26 protein-coding genes are annotated in these 25558 nt (G+C 63.0%); 17 read left to right on the top strand and 9 right to left on the bottom strand.

Annotated features, from left to right (window positions below; genetic code table 11):
• The first annotated feature begins 6 nt into the window (after positions 1 to 6).
• A complete protein-coding gene (locus NKH38_RS16595; RefSeq protein ID WP_352761984.1) occupies positions 7 to 642 on the top strand; it encodes a TadE/TadG family type IV pilus assembly protein in 636 nt (211 codons plus the stop codon).
• Positions 643 to 668: 26 nt separating this feature from the next.
• Here the strand turns inward: NKH38_RS16595 and NKH38_RS16590 are convergent, their stop codons facing one another.
• Entirely contained in the window at positions 669 to 1622 is a 954-nt protein-coding gene (locus NKH38_RS16590) for a PhnD/SsuA/transferrin family substrate-binding protein (RefSeq protein ID WP_352761985.1), read from the bottom strand.
• A gap of 175 nt (positions 1623 to 1797) precedes the next feature.
• On the opposite strand from NKH38_RS16590, the gene NKH38_RS16585 reads away from it, so the two are divergent.
• The 4 genes from NKH38_RS16585 to rpsT all read left to right on the top strand — a co-directional run bounded on the left by NKH38_RS16585 (position 1798) and on the right by rpsT (position 5159).
• The gene (locus tag NKH38_RS16585; RefSeq protein ID WP_352761986.1) at positions 1798 to 3036 is read left to right on the top strand and encodes a phosphopentomutase; all 1239 of its coding nucleotides are present in this window, start codon (positions 1798 to 1800) and stop codon (positions 3034 to 3036) included.
• A complete protein-coding gene (gene mutM, locus NKH38_RS16580) occupies positions 3029 to 3919 on the top strand; it encodes a bifunctional DNA-formamidopyrimidine glycosylase/DNA-(apurinic or apyrimidinic site) lyase (RefSeq protein ID WP_352761987.1) in 891 nt (296 codons plus the stop codon). Before NKH38_RS16585 ends, mutM begins: the two co-directional genes overlap by 8 nt.
• 40 nt (positions 3920 to 3959) lie before the next feature.
• Positions 3960 to 4733, top strand: coding sequence for an enoyl-CoA hydratase (locus NKH38_RS16575; protein WP_023681994.1), 774 nt, complete (start codon positions 3960 to 3962; stop codon positions 4731 to 4733).
• A 159-nt stretch (positions 4734 to 4892) separates the two neighbouring features.
• A complete protein-coding gene (rpsT, locus tag NKH38_RS16570) occupies positions 4893 to 5159 on the top strand; it encodes a 30S ribosomal protein S20 (RefSeq protein WP_023681995.1) in 267 nt (88 codons plus the stop codon).
• Between the two features lie 26 nt (positions 5160 to 5185).
• On the opposite strand, the gene NKH38_RS16565 is transcribed toward rpsT, so the two are convergent.
• Positions 5186 to 5437 carry a hypothetical protein gene (locus NKH38_RS16565; RefSeq protein ID WP_352904381.1) on the bottom strand — a complete coding sequence of 84 codons (252 nt, stop codon included), beginning with the start codon at positions 5435 to 5437 and terminating at the stop codon, positions 5186 to 5188.
• A 568-nt stretch (positions 5438 to 6005) separates the two neighbouring features.
• On the opposite strand from NKH38_RS16565, the gene dnaA reads away from it, so the two are divergent.
• The 7 genes from dnaA (at position 6006) to NKH38_RS16530 (ending at position 13114) form a co-directional block, all read left to right on the top strand.
• Positions 6006 to 7550, top strand: coding sequence for a chromosomal replication initiator protein DnaA (gene dnaA / locus NKH38_RS16560; protein ID WP_031193297.1), 1545 nt, complete (start codon positions 6006 to 6008; stop codon positions 7548 to 7550).
• 301 nt (positions 7551 to 7851) lie between these two features.
• Positions 7852 to 8970: a DNA polymerase III subunit beta gene (gene dnaN, locus NKH38_RS16555; protein ID WP_023669575.1), complete on the top strand. Its 1119-nt coding sequence runs from the start codon at positions 7852 to 7854 to the stop codon at positions 8968 to 8970.
• Between the two features lie 58 nt (positions 8971 to 9028).
• Entirely contained in the window at positions 9029 to 10174 is a 1146-nt protein-coding gene (gene recF / locus NKH38_RS16550; protein ID WP_352761989.1) for a DNA replication/repair protein RecF, read from the top strand.
• A gap of 31 nt (positions 10175 to 10205) precedes the next feature.
• Positions 10206 to 10961, top strand: coding sequence for a molybdopterin-synthase adenylyltransferase MoeB (locus NKH38_RS16545; RefSeq protein ID WP_352761990.1), 756 nt, complete (start codon positions 10206 to 10208; stop codon positions 10959 to 10961).
• A gap of 4 nt (positions 10962 to 10965) precedes the next feature.
• The gene (locus NKH38_RS16540; RefSeq protein WP_352761991.1) at positions 10966 to 11454 is read left to right on the top strand and encodes a GNAT family N-acetyltransferase; all 489 of its coding nucleotides are present in this window, start codon (positions 10966 to 10968) and stop codon (positions 11452 to 11454) included.
• Positions 11451 to 12704 carry an aconitase X gene (locus NKH38_RS16535; protein ID WP_023730934.1) on the top strand — a complete coding sequence of 418 codons (1254 nt, stop codon included), beginning with the start codon at positions 11451 to 11453 and terminating at the stop codon, positions 12702 to 12704. Before NKH38_RS16540 ends, NKH38_RS16535 begins: the two co-directional genes overlap by 4 nt.
• Complete coding sequence (locus NKH38_RS16530) at positions 12701 to 13114, top strand: aconitase X swivel domain-containing protein (protein WP_023730933.1); 414 nt, start codon at positions 12701 to 12703, stop codon at positions 13112 to 13114. The genes NKH38_RS16535 and NKH38_RS16530 overlap by 4 nt, the downstream gene beginning before the upstream one ends.
• A 12-nt stretch (positions 13115 to 13126) precedes the next feature.
• Here the strand turns inward: NKH38_RS16530 and NKH38_RS16525 are convergent, their stop codons facing one another.
• The gene (locus NKH38_RS16525; RefSeq protein ID WP_023669570.1) at positions 13127 to 14128 is read right to left on the bottom strand and encodes a 2-hydroxyacid dehydrogenase; all 1002 of its coding nucleotides are present in this window, start codon (positions 14126 to 14128) and stop codon (positions 13127 to 13129) included.
• A gap of 157 nt (positions 14129 to 14285) precedes the next feature.
• On the opposite strand from NKH38_RS16525, the gene NKH38_RS16520 reads away from it, so the two are divergent.
• Complete coding sequence (locus NKH38_RS16520; RefSeq protein WP_023703477.1) at positions 14286 to 14843, top strand: SH3 domain-containing protein; 558 nt, start codon at positions 14286 to 14288, stop codon at positions 14841 to 14843.
• Between the two features lie 13 nt (positions 14844 to 14856).
• On the opposite strand, the gene NKH38_RS16515 is transcribed toward NKH38_RS16520, so the two are convergent.
• Entirely contained in the window at positions 14857 to 15216 is a 360-nt protein-coding gene (locus NKH38_RS16515; protein WP_023669568.1) for a DUF4260 domain-containing protein, read from the bottom strand.
• Positions 15217 to 15226: 10 nt separating this feature from the next.
• Positions 15227 to 15658: an iron response transcriptional regulator IrrA gene (gene irrA, locus NKH38_RS16510; protein ID WP_031193300.1), complete on the bottom strand. Its 432-nt coding sequence runs from the start codon at positions 15656 to 15658 to the stop codon at positions 15227 to 15229.
• A gap of 345 nt (positions 15659 to 16003) precedes the next feature.
• On the opposite strand from irrA, the gene fabA reads away from it, so the two are divergent.
• The 4 genes from fabA (at position 16004) to NKH38_RS16490 (ending at position 20444) form a co-directional block, all read left to right on the top strand.
• On the top strand, positions 16004 to 16516 hold the full coding sequence (gene fabA, locus NKH38_RS16505; protein ID WP_023730932.1) for a 3-hydroxyacyl-[acyl-carrier-protein] dehydratase FabA: 513 nt from the start codon (positions 16004 to 16006) through the stop codon (positions 16514 to 16516).
• A 123-nt stretch (positions 16517 to 16639) separates the two neighbouring features.
• On the top strand, positions 16640 to 17860 hold the full coding sequence (fabB, locus tag NKH38_RS16500) for a beta-ketoacyl-ACP synthase I (RefSeq protein ID WP_023688735.1): 1221 nt from the start codon (positions 16640 to 16642) through the stop codon (positions 17858 to 17860).
• A 33-nt stretch (positions 17861 to 17893) separates the two neighbouring features.
• Positions 17894 to 18706, top strand: coding sequence for an enoyl-ACP reductase FabI (gene fabI, locus NKH38_RS16495; RefSeq protein ID WP_023669564.1), 813 nt, complete (start codon positions 17894 to 17896; stop codon positions 18704 to 18706).
• 184 nt (positions 18707 to 18890) lie between these two features.
• Positions 18891 to 20444, top strand: a complete 1554-nt coding sequence (locus NKH38_RS16490; protein ID WP_023730931.1) for a putative bifunctional diguanylate cyclase/phosphodiesterase — start codon at positions 18891 to 18893, stop codon at positions 20442 to 20444.
• Positions 20445 to 20460: 16 nt separating this feature from the next.
• Here NKH38_RS16490 and NKH38_RS16485 read toward each other — a convergent pair whose 3' ends face one another.
• The 4 genes from NKH38_RS16485 to corA form a co-directional block, all read right to left on the bottom strand.
• Entirely contained in the window at positions 20461 to 21474 is a 1014-nt protein-coding gene (locus tag NKH38_RS16485; protein WP_352761992.1) for a class I SAM-dependent methyltransferase, read from the bottom strand.
• A gap of 85 nt (positions 21475 to 21559) precedes the next feature.
• Positions 21560 to 23707: a polyribonucleotide nucleotidyltransferase gene (gene pnp / locus NKH38_RS16480; protein WP_023730929.1), complete on the bottom strand. Its 2148-nt coding sequence runs from the start codon at positions 23705 to 23707 to the stop codon at positions 21560 to 21562.
• A 277-nt stretch (positions 23708 to 23984) separates the two neighbouring features.
• Positions 23985 to 24359, bottom strand: coding sequence for a 30S ribosomal protein S15 (gene rpsO / locus NKH38_RS16475; protein WP_280790898.1), 375 nt, complete (start codon positions 24357 to 24359; stop codon positions 23985 to 23987).
• A gap of 95 nt (positions 24360 to 24454) precedes the next feature.
• The gene (gene corA / locus NKH38_RS16470) at positions 24455 to 25549 is read right to left on the bottom strand and encodes a magnesium/cobalt transporter CorA (RefSeq protein ID WP_023682006.1); all 1095 of its coding nucleotides are present in this window, start codon (positions 25547 to 25549) and stop codon (positions 24455 to 24457) included.
• Between the last annotated feature and the right edge of the window lie 9 nt (positions 25550 to 25558).

Here is a 25558-nt window from a genome sequence, read left to right as displayed (position 1 = left end):
AAGTGCATGTTTCGTGCGGGGGCACATCCGGGGATGTCGGTTAGCTGGAAAAGAGCGGCGCGGTTTTTTTCCGATCGGCGCGGCATAGCGGCCGTCGAGTTTGCCCTCATCGTGCCTGCCTTGCTGATCATGTATTTCATTACCATGGAGGCCTCGCAAGCCATCGAGGCCAGCAAGAAGGTCAGCCGCATCAGCTCCATGGTTGCCGACCTCGTCACGCAGCAAACGTCGGTGGTCAACGCAGATCTCACCAACATCATGAAGATCGGAAACTCCAGCCTTCAGCCTTACAACCGCTCGGTCGCCAATATCTCCATTACGGCAATCGACATCAGAACCGAACCGAACAATCCGACACCGCAAGCAAAGGTGGCGTGGTCCTGGAGCGTGCTGAATGGGAAGACTGGCCGCGACTCCAACCCGACAACTTCCACCACCGTCCCGGCGACGCTCAATGTTGCGGGGACTTTCCTCATTCGTGTCAAAACCACTCTAGCATACCAACCGATCATCTCCTGGTCGGAAGGCTCCGAAAAGCCGCTCGGATTTATCTCGGCCTTCAACGAAGGCAAGATAACGATGAGCGAAACCTACTATCTCAGGCCGCGCCGGGCCACGTCGATCCCGTGCAGCGATTGCTGAAGCAGTTCTACCCATTCAACCCGGGTTCATTGCGCGCTGCTGTCGGTGCTGGCTGACACCAGGCGCACGATGGAAGCGGCCATCACATAGTCACTCGCAGCGGCGAGCGTGAACCCTCCCGAATGTTTCGATTCCACGAAATCGTAGACTTCCGGCGACTGCGATCTGAGATTGGTGAGGAAGACGGTCAGTCGGCGTTTGGCTTCGGGGTCGAGATCGCTGCGGACGGCGTGAGGGCCGTATCTGAGCACGCCGGAGGTCCAGATGATCTGGAGCGCGGCTTCTGGAATGCCCGCCGCCTCCAGTCGCGCCGCCGTGCCGTCCGGATCAGCCGGCTGATCGCCAGCAATCCCCGTCCGGTTTTCCGCCGTGGCCCGCTCCCAGCCGAACACGGCATCGGCCTGGCCATCGACCAGCATCGCTTCTGCGGCGGCAGCCGAGCCGGCATGAGCGAGGAATGGCGCATCCTGGCTGATCTTGATGCCGTCGGCCGCCAGCCCGGCGAGCGGTAGAAGCGAACCGCCGACATTGTCGGAAGGCGCCATGGCGATGCGGTGCTTTTCCAGGGCCGCGAGATCGGAAAGCCTGCCGTCGCGCGTCAAAAGCACGGAGCGGATGCCCGTGGCACCGTCGGCGTCGACCGGCGCCACAAGAGGTTCGACGCAGCCGCAGCGCTCCGAGGCGGTGGCGTAGGCGGTCGCCGAATAGACCGCGTACTGAATCCGGCCATTGGCCTGTGCCTCTATCAGCGCCGCATAGTCATGCGCGACGACGAATTCCACCTTCATGCCGAGCGCCTTGCCGTAGGCGTCAGTCAGCAACGCCAGACCCGGAACCGTGTTCCCGGCGCCCGGCTCGGCAACGATGCCGATCCGAAACGTGCCGATCTGGTCGCGCCAGTCGGCGTGCGCGGCGAGCTGCGAGGCCAGGAGCGCTACAGTGGTCGCCAGTGCACTCCAACCGAGGTCAGCCCGTCTCATCGATCCATGCCCCGCACGCCGTTCCTTGAAGCGCATCGCATGTCTCAAGAATGCGTACACCACGCCTGCCCGACTTCGCGACTATCGCGCCAGGCCGTTGCCGCCTGGTTTACGATTTGCCAATGCCGCGACGGGACCTTATGTCTGGTCAACCAGACTGGCAATGACGGCACCGATGGCACGCGCTTTCCTCTTCGTTCTCGATTCTTTCGGCATTGGCGGCGCCGCCGATGCCGAACGCTATGGCGACGCCGGCTCGAACACATTCGGACATATCGCGCTGGCCTGCGCGGAAGCCCGCGCCGATCGCGAGGGCCTGCGCGAGGGACCGCTGAAGGTGCCCACCATGGTTTCGCTCGGTCTCGGCCGCGCAGCAGAAACCGCAACTGGCTTCCACTTCGACAGCAAAGCCGCTGTTTCAGCCTCCGCTTTCCACGGCGCCGCGCAGGAGATTTCGAGCGGCAAGGATACGCCGTCGGGTCACTGGGAAATCGCCGGGCTGCCCGTGCGGTTCGACTGGGGCTATTTCCCCGATAAGGTGCCCGCCTTCCCTGCCGAACTGACCGAAGCGATGATCCGCGAGGGCAAGGTGCCGGGCATTCTCGGCAACTGCCATGCACCCGGCACCGAGATCATCGAGCGCTTTGGCGAGGAGCATATCCGCACCGGCCAGCCGATCTGCTACACCTCGGTCGATTCCGTCCTGCAGATAGCAGCGCACGAAGTTCATTTCGGCCTGGAGCGGCTCTACGAGTTCTGCAATACGGTACGCCGGCTGGTCGACCCGCTGAAGATCGGACGGGTGATCGCACGGCCTTTTCTGGGCGAAACATCAGCCACCTTCGAGCGCACCTATAACCGCCATGACTACGCCGTGCCGCCGCCTGAGCCGACGCTGCTCGACCGCTTGACCGGGCGCGGCAGCCGGGTGATCGCGGTCGGCAAGATCGGCGACATCTTCGCCCACCGCGGTATCTCTGAAGTACGCAAGGCGCCCGGCAACATGGCAATGTTCGACAAGGCGCTGGGCGCGATGGACGATGCCGGCGACGGCGACCTGGTGTTCGCCAATTTCGTCGACTTCGACACCGAGTTCGGCCATCGCCGCGACGTCGCCGGCTATGCTGCGGCGCTCGAAGCCTTCGACCGCCGGCTGCCCGAGGCACTGGCAAAGCTGAAGCCGGGCGATCTGCTCATCCTCACCGCCGACCATGGCAACGATCCGACATGGCGTGGCACCGACCACACGCGCGAACGCATCCCGGTCATCGGCACCGCACCAGGTCTCACGGGCGGCGACATCGGGCTCAGGACCACCTTCGCCGATATCGGCGAGACGGTCGCCGAACACCTCAAGCTGGCGCGCGGCCGCCACGGCGCTTCCTTCCATGCGGCGATAGGCGGCCATGCCTGAACTGCCCGAGGTCGAAACGGTCCGGCGCGGGCTGCAGCCGGTTCTGGAAAGCGCGCGCATCGTGCGCGTCGAGGCGCGCCGGCCCGATCTCAGATTTCCGTTTCCGGCGAAATTTGCGCAGCGGCTGACCGGCAAGACGGTCATCGCGCTTGGCCGCCGCGCCAAATATCTCACCATACACCTGGACGGTGGCCCGGTGCTGATCTGCCATCTCGGCATGTCGGGCTCGTTCCGCATCGAGGCCGCTGATGACAAAGAGACGCCCGGCACGTTCCATCAAGAGCGCTCGAAGGATGCCAAGCACGACCATGTGGTGTTCCATGTCGTGTCGCCTGTCGGCGTCCAGTCTCGCGTGGTCTTCAACGACCCGCGTCGCTTCGGCTTCATGCTGTTTGCGGAAGGCCTGGCCGACGCGCATCCGATGCTCGCGGGACTGGGCGTCGAGCCGACCGGCAATGCGCTGGAAGGCGCCCTGCTCGCCTCTCTGCTGAAGGGCCGCAGATCGCCGTTGAAGGCGGCGCTGCTCGACCAGAAGCTGATTGCCGGGCTCGGCAATATCTATGTGTCGGAAGCGCTGTGGCGCGCCGGCCTTTCGCCATTGCGCGAGGCAGGCACCATCGCCGGGACCAGCAAGAAGGCCAAGGAACAGAGCGAACGACTGGCCGAGGCAATCCGTTCGGTGATCGCCGATGCGATCGCCGCCGGCGGGTCTTCGCTGCGCGACTATGTGCACACAGACGGGTCGCTGGGCTATTTCCAGCATTCCTTCGCGGTCTACGATCGCGAAGGCGAGCCCTGTCCGACGCCCGGCTGTCGCGGCCACATCGAGCGCATCGTGCAAAGCGGCCGCTCGACCTTTTATTGCCGGACCTGCCAGCGGTAAGCTAGACGGTCCTTCAGTGCCGCAACCAGGAGGCCAGCCCATGAGCTATGAAACCATCATCGTCGAGACGCGCGGCAAGGTCGGCCTGATCACGCTGAACCGGCCCAAGGCGCTCAACGCGCTGAACGCGCAGGTGCTGGCGGATTTGCTGACGGCGGCAAAGGGGTTCGACGCCGATCCCGGCATCGGCGCCATGGTCATCACCGGTTCCGAGAAGGCTTTTGCGGCGGGCGCCGACATCAAGGAAATGCAGGCCGTCACCTACGCGGAGGCCTATGTGCAGGATTTCTTCGTCGGCTGGGAAGAGTTTACCCGTGCGCGCAAGCCGATGATCGCGGCGGTCGCCGGCTATGCACTGGGCGGCGGCTGCGAACTGGCGATGATGTGCGATTTCATCATTGCCGCCGACACGGCGAAATTCGGCCAGCCCGAAATCACGCTCGGCGTCATTCCCGGCATGGGCGGGTCGCAACGGCTGACCCGCTTTGTCGGCAAGTCGAAGGCCATGGACATGTGCCTGACCGGTCGGATGATGGATGCCGCCGAAGCCGAGCGCAGCGGCCTGGCCTCGCGCGTCGTGCCGGCCGGCGAGTTGATCGAGGAGGCGATGAAGGCCGCGGCCAGGATATCAGAGTTTTCACTGCCATCGGTGATGATGGCCAAGGAGGCAGTCAACCGCGCCTACGAGACGACGCTGGCGGAGGGACTGCGCTTCGAACGCCGGCTGTTCCACTCGCTGTTTGCGCTCGACGACCAGAAGGAAGGGATGGCCGCCTTTGCCGAGAAGCGGAAGCCGAATTTCACCAATCGCTAGAGTGGCGGCGGCGAGGACCAAAAAGAAGCCAAAGCGGCGTTGACGCGCCGGAAAAGCTGAACTATAAGCCGCTCCACCCGAGGCGGCCGTTGGCTGCCCGTTTGTTTTTTGCGCCCTGCGGCATCCCGCATGCGCCCACCAGATCAGAAGAGAGGCATCATGGCCAATACCTCCTCGGCCAAAAAGGCAACGCGCAAGATCGCCCGCCGCGCAGCGATCAACAAGAACCGCCGCTCGCGCGTGCGTACATATGTCCGCCAGGTCGAAGAGGCACTGGCTGCCGGCGACAAGGCAGCCGCGCTGGAAGCCTTCAAGACCGCAGAGCCGGAATTGATGCGCGCCGCGACCAAGGGCGTGATCCATAAGAATACGGCATCGCGCAAGGTGTCGCGTCTGGCACACCGCCTCAAGGTGCTGTCGGCCTGATTGACCGTTCCTGAACTGTCGTTCTTTCAAACCCGGCCAATCGCGCCGGGTTTTTTCGTTTGCCGGCAAGCACTTAAAAAGAACGGCCGCAAAGCATGCCCGAGCCGCATTCCAGAGTCCGGAATGCTTTGCCGGCACATACACTCCGACTGATATTCCAATCCGCCGAAACGGCCCACGCCAATAAATTTGGCTGTCACAAATTGCTGATATTTTTCGGTGGCTTGCTGGAAGTGATCCACAGCTTGTTCACATCGCCTGTGGGCGACAGGCAGCAAGTTGGTGTCAAGCGAATTATTTCAGAAAATTTCAAACCGCACAGCCATTTTCATATTCGCGGCAAAAGGGTTTGAATCCCAATGGCTTTGTCAAAATATGCGCTTCCAGCACGGAGCCCGAACCGTTGTTGACTAACCAGATTCCTTAAAAATCCGTTAGAGGTGGCCTTGCCCTATCCACAGCGATTTCGGTAATGTCGATCTATCGAAAGGGACGGGCCATTAGCCCTTAACCCAGCCTGAATCGGCCAGCTAACAGTGGCAGAATTCATGACGTGGATCAATTCCGCGAACGGGTATGGCTTGCCTTTTCGATACGATAGGGGACTGGCGTAATTGTACATGGCAGCTTGATGGCGCACCGGCGTTTTCGCCGGGCAGCACCGCTTTGCCCGAACATGTCAGACGGACTGGCTTTAAGCAGCCGGGACCGATCCCTTTTTGACGAGGCAACGTCATCCGCCGGCGGCGGCGGTGGTGTTGTAGCGAAGATACGGTCGCCGGAAACATGGGTGCAGGAGGCGCACTCCCGGCGGAAAAAGGTACAAAGGAAAAGGGACGCACAATCATGCAGAGCGGCATCGAGCGGGAGCTTACGGGCGACCTGCCATTTCCCGGAACATTGGTCGGAGCGCACGATATGGCGGCTTCCAGCGACGCGGAACAGAAGTTCGACCGGGTCAAGGCCCAGTTGAAGGCGCGCCTGGGAACCGAGGTCTATTCGAGCTGGTTCGGCCGTATGAAGGTGGCTGAGGCTTCCCGGGGCATTGTACGCATCTCGGTGCCCACGGCCTTCCTGCGCTCGTGGATCAATGGCCATTATCTCGATCTCATCGCCGATCTGTGGAAGCACGAGGATCCCGAAATCCTCAAGATCGAGATGGTCGTGCGCACCGCGACCCGTCCTGCCCGCAATGGCGTCGAACCCGAGGTCGTGCCGGCGCGCAAGATGACCAAGCATACGCAGACCGCATTGGCGGCCGGCACGGTCGGCCCCGGCAGGGTGGAGCGGGCGCCCGCCCCTCGTCCCGGCACGCCGATCGAGAGCGAATTCCGGCACAATGTGCTGGGGTCGCCGCTCGACCCGCGCTACACGTTCGGCTCCTTCATCGAAGGCCCGTCGAACCGGGTGGCTTTCGCCGCAGCCAAAGCCGTGGCGGAATCGCAGTCGAGCGCGGTGCGCTTCAACCCGCTGTTCCTTCATGCAACCGTCGGGCTCGGCAAGACGCACCTTTTGCAGGCGATTGCGGCCGAATCCCTGAAACAGAACCCGAAATCGCGCGTCGTCTATCTGACGGCCGAATATTTCATGTGGCGCTTCGCCACCGCGATCCGCGACAACAATGCGCTGACGCTGAAGGAACAGCTGCGCGACATCGACCTCTTGATCATCGACGACATGCAGTTCCTGCAGGGCAAGTCGATCCAGCACGAATTCTGCCATCTCATCAACATGCTGCTCGACAGCGCCAAGCAAGTGGTGGTTGCCGCCGACAGGCCGCCGTCGGAACTGGAATCGCTGGAACCGCGGGTGCGCTCGCGCCTCAATGGCGGTGTCGCGCTGGAAATGTCGGCGCCGGACTTCGCCATGCGCATCGGCATGCTCAAACTTCGGCTTGCCACCGCCAAGGTCGACGATGCATCGCTCAATATTTCGGAGGAGATCCTCAACCATGTCGCCCGCACGGTAACCGGCAGCGGTCGTGAGTTGGAGGGCGCGTTCAACCAGCTGCTGTTTCGTCAGTCGTTCGAGCCGGCGATCACCATCGACCGCATCGACGAAATCCTCGGCCACATCTATCGCTCTGGCGAGCCGAAGCGGGTGCGCATCGAGGACATCCAGCGCATCGTGGCGCGCCACTACAATGTGTCGAAGACCGAGTTGCTGTCCAACCGGCGCACGCGCACCATCGTCAAGCCCAGGCAGGTCGCCATGTACCTGTCGAAGGTATTGACGCCGCGCTCGCTGCCGGAGATCGGCCGGCGGTTCGGCGGGCGCGACCACACCACGGTGCTGCATGCGGTGCGCAAGATCGAGGACCTTTCCGGCGTCGACAACACGCTGGCGCAGGAACTGGAACTGTTGCGCAGGCTGATCAACGACCAAGCCTGATCGGCGCGGCAAACGGAGCGCGCCGGGTTAGAGTATTCGGTCGTCGCGCTTTAAATTTTCTTGTTTTGATGCATGTCGTTGTCCCAAAACCGCTGCGCAGTTTTCGGCGACATGCATCGGTTGCCGGCCAACGTCCGCTTTATCCCCAGAAAGCCCGCTTAACCGGCGCGAACCGGTGGCCCGGACTTGCGTTTGCTGGCTTTTTCCTGTCAGTTTGCATAGATTCTGAGCCTGTTCAGACCTTTCGCGGGGCGCCGCCCACTGGTGACCCGTCCATTCATTCAAGCGAGCCTGTTTCGTCATGCGTGTTATTCTGGAACGGTCCAATCTCCTGAAGTCGCTCAACCACGTTCATCGCGTGGTCGAGCGGCGCAATACCATACCGATCCTGTCGAACGTGCTGCTCAGCGCCGAGGGCGCCAGCCTTGAAATGAAAGCCACCGACCTCGACCTCGAAGTGACCGAAGCGACGCCGGCAAAGGTCGAGCGCGGCGGGGCGACGACGGTTCCGGCGCACCTGCTCTACGACATCGTGCGCAAGCTGGCCGACGGCGCCGAAGTGATGCTGAAGACCGATGAGGACGGCAACGCCATGACGGTGACGTCGGGCCGCTCGAGCTTTCGCCTGCAGTGCCTGCCGCAGTCCGATTTCCCGGAGCTTTCGGCGGGGTCCTTCTCACACATCTTCCGGCTCGATTCCGTCGCCCTGAGAGGCCTGATCGAAAAGACCCAGTTCGCCATCTCCACCGAAGAGACGCGCTACTATCTCAACGGCATCTACCTGCACACGCATGAAACTGGCGGCAAGCTGAAGCTGCGTTCGGTGGCGACCGACGGCCACCGCCTGGCGCGCGCCGAGATCGACGCTCCGGCCGGGTCCGAAGGCATGCCGGGCATCATCATTCCGCGCAAGACGGTCAGCGAGTTGCAGAAGCTGGTCGACGATCCCGATGTCGCGGTGACCACCGAATTGTCCGACACCAAGATCCGCTTCACCATCGGCAGCGTGGTTCTGACCTCGAAGCTGATCGACGGCACTTTCCCGGACTACCAGCGCGTCATTCCGACCGGCAACGACAAGAAGCTGATCATCGACCGCCAGAGCTTCGCCGCCGCCGTCGATCGCGTCTCGACCATTTCCTCCGAGCGCGGCCGCGCGGTGAAGCTTTCGATCACCGAAGGCCAGGTGACGCTTGCCGTCAACAATCCGGATTCGGGCAGCGCCACCGAGGAACTGGCGGCCGACTATTCGTCCGACCCGATCGAGATTGGCTTCAACGCCAAATATCTGCTCGACGTCGCTGCTCAACTCACCGGCACGGAAGCCAAGTTCATGCTGGCCGATGCCGGCTCGCCGACGCTGATCCACGACATGGCCGATGAGACCGCGCTCTACGTGCTGATGCCGATGCGGGTGTAGCCGCACTGCGGCACACTGCAGCATAGTGATTGCGGCGACTTCTATAGGCGGATAGCGGTTGCCGGAACAAAATCACATAAGTAAGCTCACACTTACGAATTTCCGCAATTATGCGGCGTTGTCGATCGGCTTTTCACCCGGCGCGGTGGTGTTTTCCGGCGACAATGGCGCCGGCAAGACCAATCTCCTGGAAGCCATCTCGCTGCTGACGCCTGGCCGCGGCCTGCGCCGTGCGCCCTATGTCGACGTGGCCCGCGAAGGCGGCGATGGCGGCTTTGCGCTGCACGCAAGGCTCGACGGGCCGGAGGGGCAAGTCGAGATCGGCACCGGCATCACCGGGGGTGAAGCGGCCGGCGAGGGCGGTCGCAAGGTGCGCATCAATGGCGCGCCGGCACGGTCGGCCGACGCCATGCTGGAATGGCTGCGCGTGGTCTGGCTGACGCCGGCCATGGACGGCCTGTTCCCCGGACCTGCCGCCGACCGGCGGCGCTTTCTCGACCGGCTGGTTTTGGCTGTCGATCCTGGCCACGGCCAGCGTGCGCTCGATTACGAGAAGGCGATGCGCGGACGTAACCGCTTGCTGACGGAAGGCTCGCGCGACGGCGCCTGGTTCGACGCCATCGAGATGCAGATGGCCGAAACCGGCGTGGCGATCGCGGCTGCGCGCGCCGAGCTGGTGCGCCTGCTTACCGCCATGATCGACAGGTTGCCGTCCAGCGGGCCGTTTCCGCAAGCCGACATAAGTCTCTTCGGCGACCTTGAAAGCGATGTCGCCTCAGCACCCGCCGTGGATGTGGAGGAGCGCTATCGCGCCGCCCTTGCCGACGGCCGCGAGCGTGACCGCGCCGCCGGACGCACGCTCGACGGCCCGCACCGTTCGGATCTGCTGGTGCGCCACCGCCCCAAGGCGATGCCGGCCGAACTCTGCTCGACCGGAGAGCAGAAGGCGCTGCTGGTCGGCATCGTGTTGTCGCACGCAAGGCTGACCGGCGAGATGTCGGGGATGACGCCGATCCTGTTGCTCGATGAGATTGCCGCGCATCTCGATGCCGGCCGGCGCGCCGCGCTGTTCTCGATCCTGGAGGAGCTGAACTGCCAGGCCTTCATGACCGGAACCGACGCCGCGCTGTTTTCCAGCCTGAGGGGACGCGCGCAGTTCCTCACCGTCGACCACGGCACGGTTGGGCCAACCGAAGAGACCTGACAAGCTTTTTGCGCCGCTATATGGTCCGGCAATGACCCCTGCCGCCCTCACCGACGAAGAGCTCGAACGCTATGCCCGCCACATCGTGCTGCCCGAGATCGGCGGCGCCGGCCAGCAGAGGCTGAAGCGGGCGCGGGTACTGGTGATCGGCGCCGGCGGCCTCGGCGCGCCGGTGCTGGAATATCTCGCTGCCGCCGGCGTCGGCACGCTTGGCATCGTCGACGACGACATTGTCTCGCTGTCCAATCTGCAACGGCAAGTGATCCACGCCACCGATACGGTCGGCATTGCGAAGACCGAGAGCGCCAAAGCAGCGATCGCCCGGATCAATCCCCATGTCGCGGTGGAATTGCACGATTTCAGGCTGTCGGCCGACAATGCTGCCGTCCTCGTCACGCGCTACGACGTGGTCGTGGACGGCTCCGACAATTTCGAGACGCGCTATGTGGTGGCGGATGCCTGCGCCTCGGAAAAGCGCCCGCTCGTGCATGCCGCCGTCGGCCGCTTCGACGGCTCGGTGACGGTGTTGATGCCGTTCGGGACCGGCGCCGACGGCAAGCCGAACCCTGGATATCGCGACCTCTTTCCCGAAGCGCCGCCGGAAGGACTAGTGCCATCCTGCGCGGTGGCCGGGGTCGTCGGTGCGCTGACCGGCGTCATCGGCACCTTGCAGGCAATGGAAGCCATCAAGCTGATCACCGGTATCGGCGAACCACTGGTCGGCCGGCTGCTGCTCTACGATGCGCTGTCGGCGCGCTTCGACACGATCCGCTACAAGAGAAACTGAGCTTATGGATCAGTCCACCAGCGTTCTTGTTACGCAGCTCGCCTCCGATTTCGAGCGCTGGGACGAACTGCTCAGCCTGATCATGCGCGCCTTTGCACCGATGGACGGCGTCATCGACCCGCCCTCCTCGGCACATCTGCTGAACGCCGGAAACCTCAGGGACAAGGCTGGCCGCGAGACCGTGTTGCTGGCCCTGCAGGATGACAGGATCGCCGGCTGCGTTTTCGCGCTGGAGAGAGCCGATGATTTCTACATCGGCAAGCTCGCCGTCGAACCTGAGCTTCAAGGGCAAGGCATCGGCAGGCGGCTGACGCAGGCTGTCGAATTTCTCGCCCGCAGCCGGAACAAACCGGCCATCGAACTGCAGACGCGAATCGAACTGACCGTAAATCATGCAACCTTTGCCGGTCTCGGCTTTCGCGAGACTGAACGCACCGCGCATGACGGCTATGACCGGCCGACCTCGATCACCTTGCGCAAGGAGTTGGCGTGAGCCTTGCACTCAGCTCACAGGAGCAGACAGTCGCCTCCGGCCATGACGGGGCGGCGATGGCGATGCGCATCGTTGCCGAAAGCGCTGCGCTGCTCGGCGCGCCGCGGCTTATCCCGATCGCCTCGGCGCATATAGACGGCGCGCTCTATCACGGCGATTCCGGCACGCTGTTTGCCGAAAGGCTGGTCGATGGCGGCGCCAGGGTCGCGGTGCGCTCGACGCTCAATGTCGGCGCGCTCGACCTGATGGGCTGCTCGCGCGTGCGCCTCGAAGAGCCGGCGCGCGGCATGGCGCGACGAATGATGGAGGCCTACCGCAAACTGGGCTGCGAGCAGAGCTGGACCTGCGCGCCCTATCAGGCCGGCCACAGGCCGGCGCTTGGCAGCGATGTCGCCTGGGGTGAATCCAACGCGGTGGTGTTCTGCAATTCGGTTCTGGGGGCACGCACCAACCGGTATGGCGACTTCCTCGACATCGCCTGCGCCATATCGGGCCGCGCGCCGGATTACGGCCTGCATCGCCCCGAGAACCGGCAGGCACGGCTGGTGTTCGATGTGTCCGGCCTCTCCGCCTCGTTCCTTGGTTCGGAGATCGCCTGGCCGGTGCTGGGCAACCTCTACGGCCGTGAGGTCGGCAATGCGGTCGGCGTCGTCACCGGCATATCCAGCCATCCCGGCGAGGATGCGCTGAAGGCCTTCGGCGCGGCGGCGGCATCGTCGGGCGCCGTCGGTCTGTTCCATATCGCTGGGGTAACGCCAGAAGCGCCCGACGCCGAGACCATCCTGGTGGGCGGCAGGCCGGAAACGATGATCCGCGTAACGCCGGAGATGGCCATGAAGGCCCGCGCCGGCCTGTCCACCGCAGCCACGCAGACCGCCGTCGATGCCGTGGCGATCGGCAGTCCGCATCTGTCTTTGGCCGAATTCGATGCACTTGAGCGGCTGATTGGCGGGCGGCGGCTCAGCGTGCCGATTTACGCCTGCACCGGCCGCCACGTGCTCACCAGGCTGGAGCAGAACGGCAAGCGCAAGATGCTCGAAGCCAACGGCGTCATCATCGTCGCCGACACCTGCGTGGTGGTGACGCCGATCCTGCCGGATCTGGCCGGCGGCGTGCTGATGACCAATTCGGGAAAATTCGCGCACTACGCCCCGGGCAATACCGGTTATGCCGTGCTTTACGGCTCGCTGGCCGACTGCGTGGAAAGCGCGGTTGCCGGTAAGCCCAGGTTTACGGATATCGCCGCATGAGCGCCGTCGCTGAAATCCTGGTGCCGGGCAGCGGAGGCGAAGGGCTGGCCTTGGTGCTGACGGCGCCGATCAGCTTCTGGGGCGGCGTCGACCCGAAGAGTGGCCGCATCGCCGATGTCCGTCACCCGCAGCATGGCGAGACCATTTCCGGGCGTGTGCTGTTCCTGCCCGGCACGATCGGCTCGTCCTCAGCGTCAGCCGTGCTGATGGAACTCGTCCACAATGGCCATGCGCCGACGGCACTCGTGCTGCACGAGCCGGACGCGATCCTGCTGCTTGGCTTGATTGTGGCCAGGGAAATGGGCTGGCCGACGCCGGTAGCGCTCAGGCTCAGGCGCGACGCTTTTGAGGCCTATTGCGGCAAGCGTGTGAGTGTCGCGGCGGATGGCGCCCTCACAACCGCATCCTGAACGCGGCCCGCTTCAAGTCCGTAGCGGCAGCACGCGGTCCGGCGGCCGGTGGCCGTCGAAGAAGGCGCGGATGTTGATGATCACCTTCTCGCCCATGTCGATGCGGCCCTCGATCGTCGCCGAACCCATATGCGGCAAAAGCACGACTTTGTTCTTGGCGGCAAGCTTCAGCAGTTTCGAGTTCAGCGCCGGTTCGTGCTCGTAGACGTCGAGCCCGGCCCCGGCGATCTTGCCGTCCTGGATAAGCTTGACCAGCGCTTCCTCGTCGATGATGTCGCCGCGCGCGGTGTTGACCACATAGGCGGTGGGCTGAAGCAGAGCCAGGCGCCGCGCCGAAAGCAGATGAAAGGTCGCCGGCGTCGACGGGCAATTGACCGAGATGATGTCCATCCGGGCAAGCATCTGGTCGAGGCTTTCCCAATAGGTCGCCTCCAGCCCTTCCTCGACCGCCGGCAGCACGCGATGGCGGTTATGGTAGTGGATGGACAGGCCGAAAGCCTTTGCGCGCCTGGCAACAGCGGTGCCGATGCGGCCCATGCCGACAATGCCGAGGCGCTTGCCCCAGATGCGCCGGCCGAGCATCCAGGTCGGCGACCAACCGGCCCATTTCTTGTCGCTGGTGAGCACATTGGCGCCTTCGGCCAGCCGCCGCGGGCCGGCCAGCATCAGCGCCATGGTCATGTCGGCCGTATCCTCGGTCAGCACGTTCGGCGTGTTGGTGACGGTGATGCCTTTCCTGGCCGCCGCCGCCACATCGATCTTGTCGACGCCATTTCCGAAATTGGCGATCAGCTTGAGATTGTCGCCGGCCTGGGCAATCAGCGCCGCATCGATCTGGTCGGTGATGGTCGGCACCAGCACATCGGCTTCCTTGATCGCCGCGACCAGCTCCGGCTGCGTCATCGGGCGGTCCTCGACATTCAGCCTGGCGTCGAAGAGTTCGCGCATGCGGGTCTCGACCGGATCGGGCAGCTTGCGCGTGATGACGACGAGAGGCCGTTTTTTGCCTGCCATTGTTTCCTCGAACCCGATCTCGTTGAGACCTCTTTAACCAAGACAGGCGAAACTGAATACCGGTCGCGGTGCCTGCCACTCCTGTAACAAGCGGTGCCGCCGAAGACAAAGAAAAAGGGGCGCCCGGACCAAAGGGCACGCGCCGAAAGGAATGAAAGTGTCTGGTTTCGCGTCGCTTCGCCTGATCCTCAGCGCAGCGCTTCTCGGCGCTCTCCTGCATTTCCCGCAAGCCGCGGCGCAAGGTGCCGCCGCACCTGTGCAGACGGTCACGCTCGGGCCGAGCGGCCTGCCGCTGCCGCGTTTCGTCAGCCTGAAATCGGCTCGCGTCAACTCGCGCGTTGGGCCCGGCGCCAACTATTCCGTCGACTGGATGTACACAAAGGCCGGCCTGCCGATGGAGATCATCCAGGAATTCGATACCTGGCGGCGCGTGCGCGATGCCGATGGCTCGGAGGGTTGGATCAACCAGTCGCTGCTGTCGGGCCGCCGGACCGCGATCGTCGCCCCCTGGCAGCGCACCAAGGGGGGCCGAATCAATCTGCTCGACGATGCCGACAAGGACGCCAGCGTCATCGCCATCATCGAGCCGGGCGTTACGGGCACGATCAAAACCTGCGATGGCCAGTGGTGCGAAATGACCTTCGACGGCCACACCGGCTGGATCGCCCAGTCGCAGGTGTGGGGCGCCTATCCCGGCGAGCACGTCAAGAATTGAGATTGCTGGAGGCCTAACGGCCGATACGGCCGAGATGGGTGTCCTGAAAACCGGTCGACAGTTTGAGACCGTAGCCGAGCGCGCGGTCGACGGCGATGTGGATGATCCAGATCAGACCAATCGCGGTCGCCGTCGAATTGGCCAGAACATATCCGGCGAGCGCCAGCAACAGCGGGACGATCAATATGTGCAAGGCATTGTAAGCGACAGCGCCGATCCGTGCCCCGGCGAGATAGCCCAGCATCGACAGGTCTGGCGCCAGGATAAGCAGGGCGAACAGCCACCAGGAAACGCCTGACGCGGCATAGGCGACTATAGCCACGACCGCGACCGCAACCCATTCGAGCCGGATTGCAAAATCGACAGGTTTCACGGGTTGGGGCTTAAACGCTGCGCTTCGGGCGCAGCCTCACCACGATGTCGACATTGGCGATCTCCATGCCTGCGGGTGGCTCCGGCAGGTTGGAGACGGTCACCGGACCGCTTTCTATATCGAAGATCCTGTTTTCGCCTTCGATGTAAAAATGATGGTGATCGGAGGTGTTGGTGTCGAAATAGGTCTTGGACCCCTCGACCGCCAGGATGCGCAGCAGGCCGGCCTGGGTGAACTGGTGAAGCGCGTTGTAGACGGTGGCGAGCGAGACCGGCACGCCGGCGGCGACCGCCTCTTCATGCAGTTCCTCGGCCGAAAGGTGGCGGTCGCCCTTGGCAAACAGCAGATCGGCCAGCGCAATGCGTTGGCGTGTCGGCCTAAGGCCGGCTTCGCGAACCCGCTTGTCCACAGCGACATTTTCCTTCCGGCCGCCCAGATCCATCTATCCGTCCAAGCCCACAGTTCTGCCTCAAGACACGCCCAGAGTGGCGAAAAAACGTCATCGGCCGAAACTGGACACCTCCCGACATATATTCTGTTGGCCGAATACGATCAATAGAGCCACGTGCGGCCAGTTGGACGCACCAAATGCGCTCTATCACTTTTGGCATAGCATCGTGCTTTCTGGAAATCGGAATCGATTTCCAGGCCGATGCGAGAGCGCGCATTGACCCGGGCAGACGGGCGGGTTAAGCGCAAACGCCGGTTTCCGGCCCGAAAGGGATTGTGTTAGGAAACCAACGACAAGGGCGCCCCACCGCCCGGGACGATTATGGGGACGAGACATATGGCGGGTAAATCCAGCTACGTTTATGAGGAATTGCTCGCCTGCGCCCGCGGCGAGCTGTTTGGGCCCGGCAACGCCCAGCTGCCCTACCCGCCCATGCTGATGTTCGACCGCATCACCGAGATCAGCGAGACCGGCGGCGCCCACGACAAGGGCTTCATCCGTGCCGAATTCGACATCAAGCCGGACCTGTGGTTCTTCGCCTGCCATTTCCTCGGCAATCCGATCATGCCGGGGTGCCTGGGCCTTGACGCCATGTGGCAATTGACGGGTTTTTACCTCGGCTGGCTCGGCGAGCCGGGCAAGGGCATGGCGCTGTCGACCGGCGAGGTCAAGTTCAAGGGCATGGTGACGCCTTCGGTCAAGAAGGTGGAATACGGCATCGATTTCAAGCGCGTCATGCGTGGACGCCTGGTGCTCGGTATCGCCGATGGCTGGCTTAAGGCCGACGGCGAACCCATATACGCTGCGACGGACCTCAAGGTGGGGCTGTCCAAGCAATCGGCCGCCTGACCGGCGCCACTGCAGCGGCGCGTTCTTCCGAGACGCAACGCCGCTGCGGCATTTTGGTTTTGCGTATGATCGCCGGCGAAAACCGACTAGGGTTTCGGGATCATCCGCTGGAAGGAGTTGCGAATGAGAAGGGTCGTCGTCACAGGCCTCGGCATCGTATCGTCGATCGGCAACAACGCCAACGAGGTGCAATCCTCGCTCCATGATGCCAAATCAGGCATCAGCTTCTCAGATTCCTTCGCCGAACACGGCTTCCGCTGCCAGGTCTGGGGCGCGCCGACGCTCGACCCGACCCCTATGATCGACCGGCGCGCCATGCGCTTCCTGAGCCAGGGTGCGGCCTGGAACCATGTCGCGATGGACCAGGCGATCGCCGACGCCGGGCTTGGCGAAAGCGACATCACCAATGAGCGCACCGGCATCGTCATGGGCTCGGGTGGCCCCTCGACCCGCACCATCGTCGAGGCGGCCGAGACCACGCTCAAGAACAACAGCCCCAAGCGCATCGGTCCGTTCGCGGTGCCGAAGGCGATGTCGTCGACCGCGTCGGCGACGCTCGCCACCTGGTTCAAGATTCACGGCGTCAACTATTCGATCTCGTCGGCCTGCTCGACCTCGGCGCATTGCATCGGCAACGCCTACGAACTGATCCAGTGGGGCAAGCAGGATGTGATGTTTGCCGGCGGCCATGAAGACCTCGACTGGACGATGTCGGACCTGTTCGATGCCATGGGCGCGATGTCGTCGAAGTATAACGATCGTGCGCCGACAGCTTCCCGCGCGTATGACGCCAATCGCGATGGCTTCGTCATCGCGGGCGGCGCGGGCGTCCTCATCCTGGAGGAGCTCGAACACGCCAAGGCGCGCGGCGCCAAGATCTACGCTGAGATCGTCGGCTATGGCGCGACGTCGGACGGTTACGACATGGTGGCGCCGTCGGGCGAAGGCGCGGTGCGCTGCATGCGCCAGGCTCTGGCGACGGTGTCCACGCCGGTCGACTACATCAACACCCACGGCACCTCGACGCCGGTCGGCGATTCCCGGGAAATGGGCGCCATCCGAGAGGTGTTCGGCGACAAGATGCCGTTCATCACCTCGACAAAGTCGCTGACCGGCCATTCGCTGGGTGCCGCCGGCGTCCAGGAATCGATCTACTCGATCCTGATGATGCAAGGCGGCTTCATCGGCGAGAGCGCCCACATCGAAAACCTCGATCCCGAATTCGAGGGCATGCCGATCGTGCGCAAGCGCATCGACGACGCCAGGATCGACACGGTTTTGTCCAACTCGTTCGGCTTCGGTGGTACCAACGCAACGCTGATTTTCCAGCGCTATTCCGCATAAGGCCAGCGTTTTATTGTAGGGGGATTGCCGGCCATGGACGGACTGATGAAGGGCAAGCGTGGGCTTGTCATGGGCGTCGCCAACGATCATTCGATCGCCTGGGGCATCGCCAGGAAATTGTCCGAACACGGGGCGGAGCTTGCCTTCACGTATCAGGGCGACGCCTTCGGGCGCCGCGTCAAGCCGCTTGCCGAGAAGCTTGGGGCGTCACTGGTGGTGCCCTGTGACGTCGAGGACAGCGCATCGGTCGCCGCCACTTTCGAGACGCTCGGCAAGGAATGGGGCGGGCTCGACTTCGTCGTCCACGCCATCGGCTTTTCCGACAAGAACGAGCTCAAAGGGCTCTACGCCGACACCAGCCGCGATAATTTCGTCCGCACCATGGTCATTTCCTGCTACTCCTTCACCGAGGTCGCCCGCCATGCCGCCCCGCTGATGAGCGAAGGCGGCGCGATGATCACGCTGACCTATGCCGGCTCTGTCCGCGTCATGCCGAACTACAACGTCATGGGCGTCGCCAAGGCCGGGCTGGAAGCCAGCGTGCGCTATCTCGCCAACGATTATGGCCCGCGCGGCATCCGGGTGAACGGCATATCGGCGGGACCGGTGCGTACTTTGGCCGGCGCCGGAATCTCGGACGCCCGCCACATGTACTCCTACCAGCAGCGCAACTCGCCGCTGCGCCGCACGGTGACCATCGACGAGGTCGGCGGCTCGGCGCTCTATCTTTTGTCCGACCTCTCGTCAGGCGTCACCGGCGAAATCCATTATGTGGATTCCGGCTATCACATCGTGTCGATGCCAACCCTGGATGAGTTGAAGCAGACCGACAGCGTACGCGATTAACTCACCAGTAAAATTAGATGCATCGGCGGAAACTCATTTTAAGGAGATATCCGCTAGAAGTCCTATGGGCTTGGGCTCTGCGCGTTCTTGCTGGGCGCATAGGATGCTTTAGCCTTTATGAATTTGCGATTGATATTTCCCGAAAGTCGAGTTGATTTCGGGATCATGCGACAGGGACTGAGCAATGCCTGCTGTCAGCAACCCGAAGCGAACACCTGTGTTCCGGCTGCTCACCGTCGCCAGTTCGGGCCTTGGCAGTTTCATCCTTGGGCTTTGGGGCCTCCGGCATGGTTTCGGGGACGGCTTTGCCGGCATGCAGGCGGAAACCATGATCGGCATCGCGTCGGCGCTATGCGCGCTGGCCGCCGCCGGTGCTGCCTTGTCCTTCTTCGCCGGCGTCGATGAATCGGTGGACTACGTTTTCAACGAAACCCATTTCGACAAGCTGACCGGGCTTTTTGCGCGGCCGGCGATGGTCGGCAGAATTGCCGACGCGGCGTCCGCGACGATCAGGACCGGTGAGCCGGTGTTCCTCATCGACATCGACATCGACCGCTTCAAGCAGATCAACGACGCCATCGGCTACAGTCATGGCGACGAACTGATCCGCGGCTTCACCAAGCGGTTGAAGGCCTGCATGCCCGAAGGCGCGGTGATGGGGCGCATCGGCGCCGGCGAGTTCGCTATCCTTGTCTGGGAACACCAACTCCAAAGGTCCATGGAAAGCACCGTCGAAACCATGATCGAGGAGATGCTGAAGCCGTACCAGCTCGATTCCCACCTGCAGTCGGTCGGCCTGTCGGTCGGCATCGTGGCGATGCCAAAGGACGGCGTCGATCCGGTCCTCATCCTGCGCCGCTCCAACCTGGCGCTGCAGAATGCCCGCGCCGGCGGCGTGGGCAACTGGTCGGTCTTCCATTCCGACATGGGCCAGGTCGCCGACTACCGCCACTGGATCGAATCCGAACTGCACATCGCCTTCGACCGTGGCGATTTCGACCTTCACTACCAGCCGCAGCTCGATCTGCCGACCGGCCGTATCGTCGGCTACGAGGCGCTGATCCGCTGGAAGCACCCGGAACGCGGCATGATCCCGCCGATGGAATTCATTCCGATCGCCGAAGAGACCGGCATGATCCACCCGATCGGCAATTGGGTGCTGAACAAGGCCTGCAGCGATGCCCGTCATTTGCCCGAGGACTGCTTCGTTGCCGTCAACATCTCGCCGGTCCAGTTCATGACCAAGGATTTCGTCGGCATCGTGCGCGATACGATGGCCAGCACCGGCATCAAGCCGTCGCGGCTGGAGCTCGAAGTGACCGAGACGGCGATGATGCAGGACCGCGACCGCGCCGCCACCATCCTGCAGCAGCTTGCCGACATGGGCATTTCGGTGGCCGTCGACGATTTCGGCACCGGCTATTCCAATCTCAGCTACCTGATCGACTTCGCCTTCGGCAAGCTGAAGATCGACCGCTCCTTCGTCAGCCGCATCGACACCGATTCGAATTCGGGCGCCGTCGTCTCTACCATCGTCGGCCTGTCGCGGGCGCTCGGCGTCGGCATCATCGCCGAAGGCGTCGAGACCGAGAACCAGGCGACGCTTTTGCGAGCAGCTGGTTGCGAGATGGTGCAGGGCTATCTGTTCGGCAGGCCGGCGCCGCTCAAGATCAAGCCTGGCGACATCAGACCGACCATTCCCGTCCACGAGCCGGCGCGCATCGTCAGCATGCATTGAGGTGACCGGCACCGTCCTATCGGCGCGCGGAGAAAACCTTGAACATGCCGTCGCGGGCGAGCTCGGCATGGCTGGAGAAGACGGCCCTCAGAACCGGCTCATAGGGCAGCTGGCGGTTCGCCACCATGAACAGCCGCCCGCCCGGCTTCAGCGCCTTGCCCGCCGCCTGGATCATGCCGGCGCCGATTTCCGGCTCGGCCGCCCGGCTGCGATGGAAGGGCGGGTTCGTGACGATGGCATCATAGCGCCGCTCGACCGGCTCGCTCAGCAGATCGGTCCAGAAGAAGCCGGGCTCGAAGCCTGTCTGGCCGATATTGCCCTTGGCCGCCTCAAGCGCTTCGAAATCCGCTTCGTAAAGGTCGAGCCCCGTTATACCGGGTGAACGTGCCGCGACCTCGGCGGCGACATAACCCCAGCCGGCGCAGAAATCCGCAATGTTGCCGCGCAGGTCTTTGGGCAGGTTGTCGACCAGAAGTTTCGAGCCGGCGTCGATCCGGTCGAAGGAGAACATGCCGGGCGCGGTGCGGAAGCGGTCCTCTACGACCAAGGCGGGATTGGCGACGCGCAGTTTTTCCGCAGGCGCCAGATCGACCGGACGGCGAAGCCAGAAGGCGATGCCGTGATATTTCGGCAGATGCCCTTCGATCGGAACAAGCTCGTCGATGCGCTTGCGCAGGCTGGCGATGCCTTCGTCCTTGCCGCCGGCGACAATGATCAGACCGCCCGGCGTGACGCGTTCGATCGCCTCGCCAATACGCATCTCGTTTAGCCCACGATGGCGGCCGGCAAACACGAGCGCTGCATCGAATGCATCGCCTTCCGCGCGCGGCGTTACCTTGTGGCCGGCACGCTCCAGCGCTCGGAGATACGGCCGGAAACCCTGTGCAAGATGGAGCTCTGCCTCGAAGCCTTCCGGCAGGCGAAACCCAGGCTCGGCGCCCAGGAACAGCACACGCTCACCCTTTTGCGGCAGAGGGAGCGCCCCGGCCTCGAAGGGGTGAAACAGTGTCTTCAGCGGCTCAGCGGCCATTCTTCGATTCTCATGTCGTAGACGGGTCTTAAACGAAAACGGGCGCGACATAAGCCGCGCCCGTTCAACTCTATTGTCAGACCACTCAGGCGGCGTTTTCTTCGCCTTCGGCCTTCTTGTCGCGGGCGATTTCCTTGCCGGTGGCCTGGTCGACGACCTTCATCGACAGGCGGACCTTGCCGCGCTCGTCGAAGCCCATCAGCTTGACCCAGACCTTGTCGCCTTCCTTGACGACGTCCGAGGTCTTGGCGACCCGGTCGTTGGCAAGCTGCGAGATGTGGACGAGGCCGTCACGCGGACCGAAGAAGTTGACGAAAGCGCCGAAGTCGGCGGTCTTGACGACCGTGCCTTCGTAGATTTCGCCGACTTCCGGCTCGGCGACGATGGTATGGATCCACTTCTTGGCCGCCTCGATCTCCTTGGCGTTCGACGAAGCGATCTTGACCGTGCCGTCGTCCTCGATGTTGATCTTTGCGCCGGTCTTCTCGACGATCTCACGGATAACCTTGCCGCCGGAACCGATCACGTCGCGGATCTTGTCGGTCGGGATGTGCATAACCTCGATGCGCGGTGCGAACTCACCGAGTTCGGGGCGGGCGCCGGTCAGAGCATGCGCCATCTCGCTGAGGATATGCTGGCGGCCGTCCTTGGCCTGGTCCAGCGCGATCTTCATGATCTCCTCGGTGATGCCCTCAATCTTGATGTCCATCTGCAGCGAGGTGATGCCGCCTTCGGTACCGGCAACCTTGAAGTCCATGTCGCCGAGGTGATCTTCGTCACCCAGGATGTCGGACAGAACCGCGAAGCGCTCGCCTTCCTTGATCAGGCCCATCGCGATACCAGCAACCGGCTTGGCCAGCGGAACGCCGGCATCCATCAGCGCCAGCGATGTGCCGCAGACGGTGGCCATCGACGACGAACCGTTGGACTCGGTGATCTCCGAGACGACGCGCAGCGTGTAGGGGAACTGGTCCGCGCTCGGCAGCATCGGACGGATAGCGCGCCAGGCGAGCTTGCCGTGGCCGATTTCGCGGCGGCCCGGCGAACCCATGCGGCCGGTCTCGCCGACGGAGTAGGGAGGGAAGTTGTAGTGAAGGAGGAACTTCTCCTTGTACATGCCGGTCAGCGAATCGACATACTGCTCGTCCTCGCCGGTACCCAGCGTGGCAACGACCAGCGCCTGGGTCTCGCCGCGGGTGAACAGCGCCGAACCGTGCGTGCGCGGCAGGACGCCGACTTCCGAGACGATCTTGCGGACAGTCTTGAGGTCACGGCCATCGATGCGCGAACCGGTGTCGAGGATGTTCCAGCGCACGACCTTGGCCTGGAGTTCCTTGAACACCGAACCGATCTGCTCGGAGGTGTACTTGGCGTCTTCGCCTTCGGCCGGAGCGAACGCTGCCTTGACCTTCGCCTTGACGGCGTCGACGGCGGCGTAACGCTTCTGCTTGTCGACGTTCTTGTAGGCATTGCTGAGCTCGTCGCCGACGATCTTCAGCATTTCGGCTTCAAGCGCGGAGTAGTCCGGCGCCGTGAAATCGCGCGGCTCCTTGGCGGCAACTTCGGCCAGCTTGATAATGGCGTCGATCACCGGCTGGAAGCCCCTGTGGCCGAACATGACGGCGCCGAGCATCAGCTCTTCGCCGAGTTCCTTGGCTTCGGACTCGACCATCAGCACGGCGTCGGCGGTGCCGGCGACAATGAGGTCGAGCCTGGATTCCTGCATCTCATCGACATGCGGGTTGAGCACGTATTCGCCGTTGATGTAGCCGACTCGGGCGCCGCCGACCGGGCCCATGAAGGGAACGCCCGACAGCGTCAAAGCGGCCGAGGTGGCGACGATCGACAGGATATCGGGATCGTTCTCGAGGTCATGCTGGACGACGGTGACGACGATCTGGGTGTCGTTCTTGTAGCCGTCGGCGAAGAGCGGGCGGATCGGGCGGTCGATCAGGCGGGAAACCAGCGTTTCCTTTTCGCTCGGACGTCCCTCGCGCTTGAAGTAGCCGCCGGGGATCTTGCCGGCGGCGTAGGTCTTTTCCTGGTAGTTGACGGTCAGCGGGAAGAAATCGAGGCCTGGCTTCGGCTCCTTCATCGAAACGACGGTGGCGAGAACCTTGGTTTCGCCATAGGTCGCAAGCACCGCGCCGTCAGCCTGACGTGCGATCTTGCCGGTTTCCAGGATGAGCGGACGGCCGCCCCATTCGATTTCCACTTTGTGGTAGTTGAACATATCTTGTCCTTAGTAAGCGGAAAGGGCCGCGCCGTTTCACGGTGCGCGGATGCCCTTTCCCTGGCTTCCTTTCTCGGGCAGCCACGGGCAAGACAACGGGAAGCTCGGGTAGATTCGGCGCTGGTTAGCGCACGAGCGTCCTGCAATCCTGCCCCATGACCGTCCATGGGCGGTTTCGAGTGGCCTCTGCACGCTCGAAACCGGGTCTGGCCAATCGATGCGACTGGCAGAATGCGCGACCGGCGGGCTCTCCTTCGAAAGCCCGCCGGTCAATTCGTCAACGGCGCAGACCGAGCTTCTCGATCAACGTCTGATAGCGCGCGTCATCCTTGCGCTTGAGATAATCAAGCAGGCTGCGGCGCTGGGAGACGAGAGCGAGCAGACCACGGCGGGAATGGTTATCCTTCTTGTGGTCCTTGAAGTGGTCGGTCAGGTTCTTGATGCGCTCGGAAAGGATGGCCACCTGGACTTCCGGAGACCCGGTATCGCCCTTGGCGGTTGCGAATTCACCCATCAATTCCTGTTTGCGCTCGGCAGTAATCGACATCGTGTTTTTCCTTATCTGTTTGAGGAAACGGGTCGCCCTCAGCCGGGATGTCGTCCAGCAGGGGCCGGTGCAAGCAAAGCGACATGGCGCGATGCTGCGGCGCATATAAGGCAATTCCCTGGAAAACACCAGCCCATTCATAAAGCCGGCTCGTCGCAGCCCTTTGCTCAGGAATCCAGGATCCCCCTGACACCTGAAGCTTACAGCCACTTCTTGCTTTTGAAGAAGACGATCAGCCCGACAGCAACGGCCAGCATGAACAGCAGCGAAGCCGGGTAGCCATAGTAGGCTTTCAGTTCCGGCATGTTCCACGGCGAGCTCTCGGGATCGAAATTCATCCCCCAGATACCGACCAGGAAGGTTAGCGGCATGAAAATCACCGAGACGATGGTGAGATAAGAGATCACATCGTTGGTGCGCGCCTGGCTCAGCGACAAATGCATTTCGATCAAGCCGGTCAGCATATCACGCTGGTTCTCGACCAGCTCGATCAGCCGCAATGCGTGGTCGAGCGTGTCGTTGAAGAAGATTTTCGTCTCCGGCTTCACATAGGGCACGTCGTTGCGGATCAGCGTCGCCAGCGCGTCGCGCATCGGCCACAGCACGCCCTTGAGCACATTGGCGTCGCGCCGCAATTCGTGCAGCTGGCGCATCTGATGCTTGTGAGGCGTGTTGAGCATCTCGTCCTCGATGCCATCGACCTCCTCGCTAGCGGCCTCAATCGGCGGGAAATAGCTGTCGACGATGGAGTCGATGAGCGCATAGGCCAGATAGTCGGCGCCGCGCATCCGCAAGCGGTTGGGCAACGCTGCCGCGATGCGCTTGCGTACGGGGTCGAACGGATCGCCTTCGCGCTCCTGGAAGGTGACGACGAATTTCTTGCCGAAGAACACCGCGATCTGCTCATAGCGATGCACCTTGACGTCGTCGATCATGCGCATGACGACGAAGGCGTGGTCCTCGAAGAAGTCGACCTTCGGCCGCTGGCCGGTGTTGACGACATCTTCCAGAGCCAGTGGATGCAGGTTGAAGATCCGGCCGATCTCCTCGATCAGCTGGATGTTGGCGAGACCGGTGCAGTCCAACCAGACGACCGGCCAGTTGTCGCAATGGGTGTTGAGATCGTCGATGCTGGCATCGTTGATGGTCTTGAATTTTTCAGGCGAAATCAGCGTCAGCCGCAGCTCGGACCGTCGCGCCGCCGGATCGGCGATCAGCGTGCCGGGCGAGGCGCCAACCGGCGGCCGGCGCGTTGTCACCGGCGCCCGCTTCTTCACCGCCTCAGCCTTTGCCATGTGCCCCTC

Source organism: Mesorhizobium sp. M1078, from assembly GCF_040318615.1.
GTDB lineage: Bacteria > Pseudomonadota > Alphaproteobacteria > Rhizobiales > Rhizobiaceae > Mesorhizobium.
This window is presented reverse-complemented; position numbering and strand designations above follow the sequence as displayed.

Excerpts from the sequence above, each read along its gene's own strand:
- NKH38_RS16595 (WP_352761984.1), top strand. The coding sequence starts at position 7 with ATGTTTCGTGCGGGGGCACATCCGGGGATGTCGGTTAGCTGGAAAAGA.
- NKH38_RS16590 (WP_352761985.1), bottom strand. The coding sequence starts at position 1,622 with ATGAGACGGGCTGACCTCGGTTGGAGTGCACTGGCGACCACTGTAGCG.
- NKH38_RS16585 (WP_352761986.1), top strand. The coding sequence starts at position 1,798 with ATGGCACGCGCTTTCCTCTTCGTTCTCGATTCTTTCGGCATTGGCGGC.
- mutM (WP_352761987.1), top strand. The coding sequence starts at position 3,029 with ATGCCTGAACTGCCCGAGGTCGAAACGGTCCGGCGCGGGCTGCAGCCG.
- NKH38_RS16575 (WP_023681994.1), top strand. The coding sequence starts at position 3,960 with ATGAGCTATGAAACCATCATCGTCGAGACGCGCGGCAAGGTCGGCCTG.
- rpsT (WP_023681995.1), top strand. The coding sequence starts at position 4,893 with ATGGCCAATACCTCCTCGGCCAAAAAGGCAACGCGCAAGATCGCCCGC.
- dnaA (WP_031193297.1), top strand. The coding sequence starts at position 6,006 with ATGCAGAGCGGCATCGAGCGGGAGCTTACGGGCGACCTGCCATTTCCC.
- dnaN (WP_023669575.1), top strand. The coding sequence starts at position 7,852 with ATGCGTGTTATTCTGGAACGGTCCAATCTCCTGAAGTCGCTCAACCAC.
- NKH38_RS16545 (WP_352761990.1), top strand. The coding sequence starts at position 10,206 with ATGACCCCTGCCGCCCTCACCGACGAAGAGCTCGAACGCTATGCCCGC.
- NKH38_RS16540 (WP_352761991.1), top strand. The coding sequence starts at position 10,966 with ATGGATCAGTCCACCAGCGTTCTTGTTACGCAGCTCGCCTCCGATTTC.
- NKH38_RS16530 (WP_023730933.1), top strand. The coding sequence starts at position 12,701 with ATGAGCGCCGTCGCTGAAATCCTGGTGCCGGGCAGCGGAGGCGAAGGG.
- NKH38_RS16525 (WP_023669570.1), bottom strand. The coding sequence starts at position 14,128 with ATGGCAGGCAAAAAACGGCCTCTCGTCGTCATCACGCGCAAGCTGCCC.
- irrA (WP_031193300.1), bottom strand. The coding sequence starts at position 15,658 with ATGGATCTGGGCGGCCGGAAGGAAAATGTCGCTGTGGACAAGCGGGTT.
- fabA (WP_023730932.1), top strand. The coding sequence starts at position 16,004 with ATGGCGGGTAAATCCAGCTACGTTTATGAGGAATTGCTCGCCTGCGCC.
- fabB (WP_023688735.1), top strand. The coding sequence starts at position 16,640 with ATGAGAAGGGTCGTCGTCACAGGCCTCGGCATCGTATCGTCGATCGGC.
- fabI (WP_023669564.1), top strand. The coding sequence starts at position 17,894 with ATGGACGGACTGATGAAGGGCAAGCGTGGGCTTGTCATGGGCGTCGCC.
- NKH38_RS16490 (WP_023730931.1), top strand. The coding sequence starts at position 18,891 with ATGCCTGCTGTCAGCAACCCGAAGCGAACACCTGTGTTCCGGCTGCTC.
- NKH38_RS16485 (WP_352761992.1), bottom strand. The coding sequence starts at position 21,474 with ATGGCCGCTGAGCCGCTGAAGACACTGTTTCACCCCTTCGAGGCCGGG.
- pnp (WP_023730929.1), bottom strand. The coding sequence starts at position 23,707 with ATGTTCAACTACCACAAAGTGGAAATCGAATGGGGCGGCCGTCCGCTC.
- rpsO (WP_280790898.1), bottom strand. The coding sequence starts at position 24,359 with ATGCGCCGCAGCATCGCGCCATGTCGCTTTGCTTGCACCGGCCCCTGC.
- corA (WP_023682006.1), bottom strand. The coding sequence starts at position 25,549 with ATGGCAAAGGCTGAGGCGGTGAAGAAGCGGGCGCCGGTGACAACGCGC.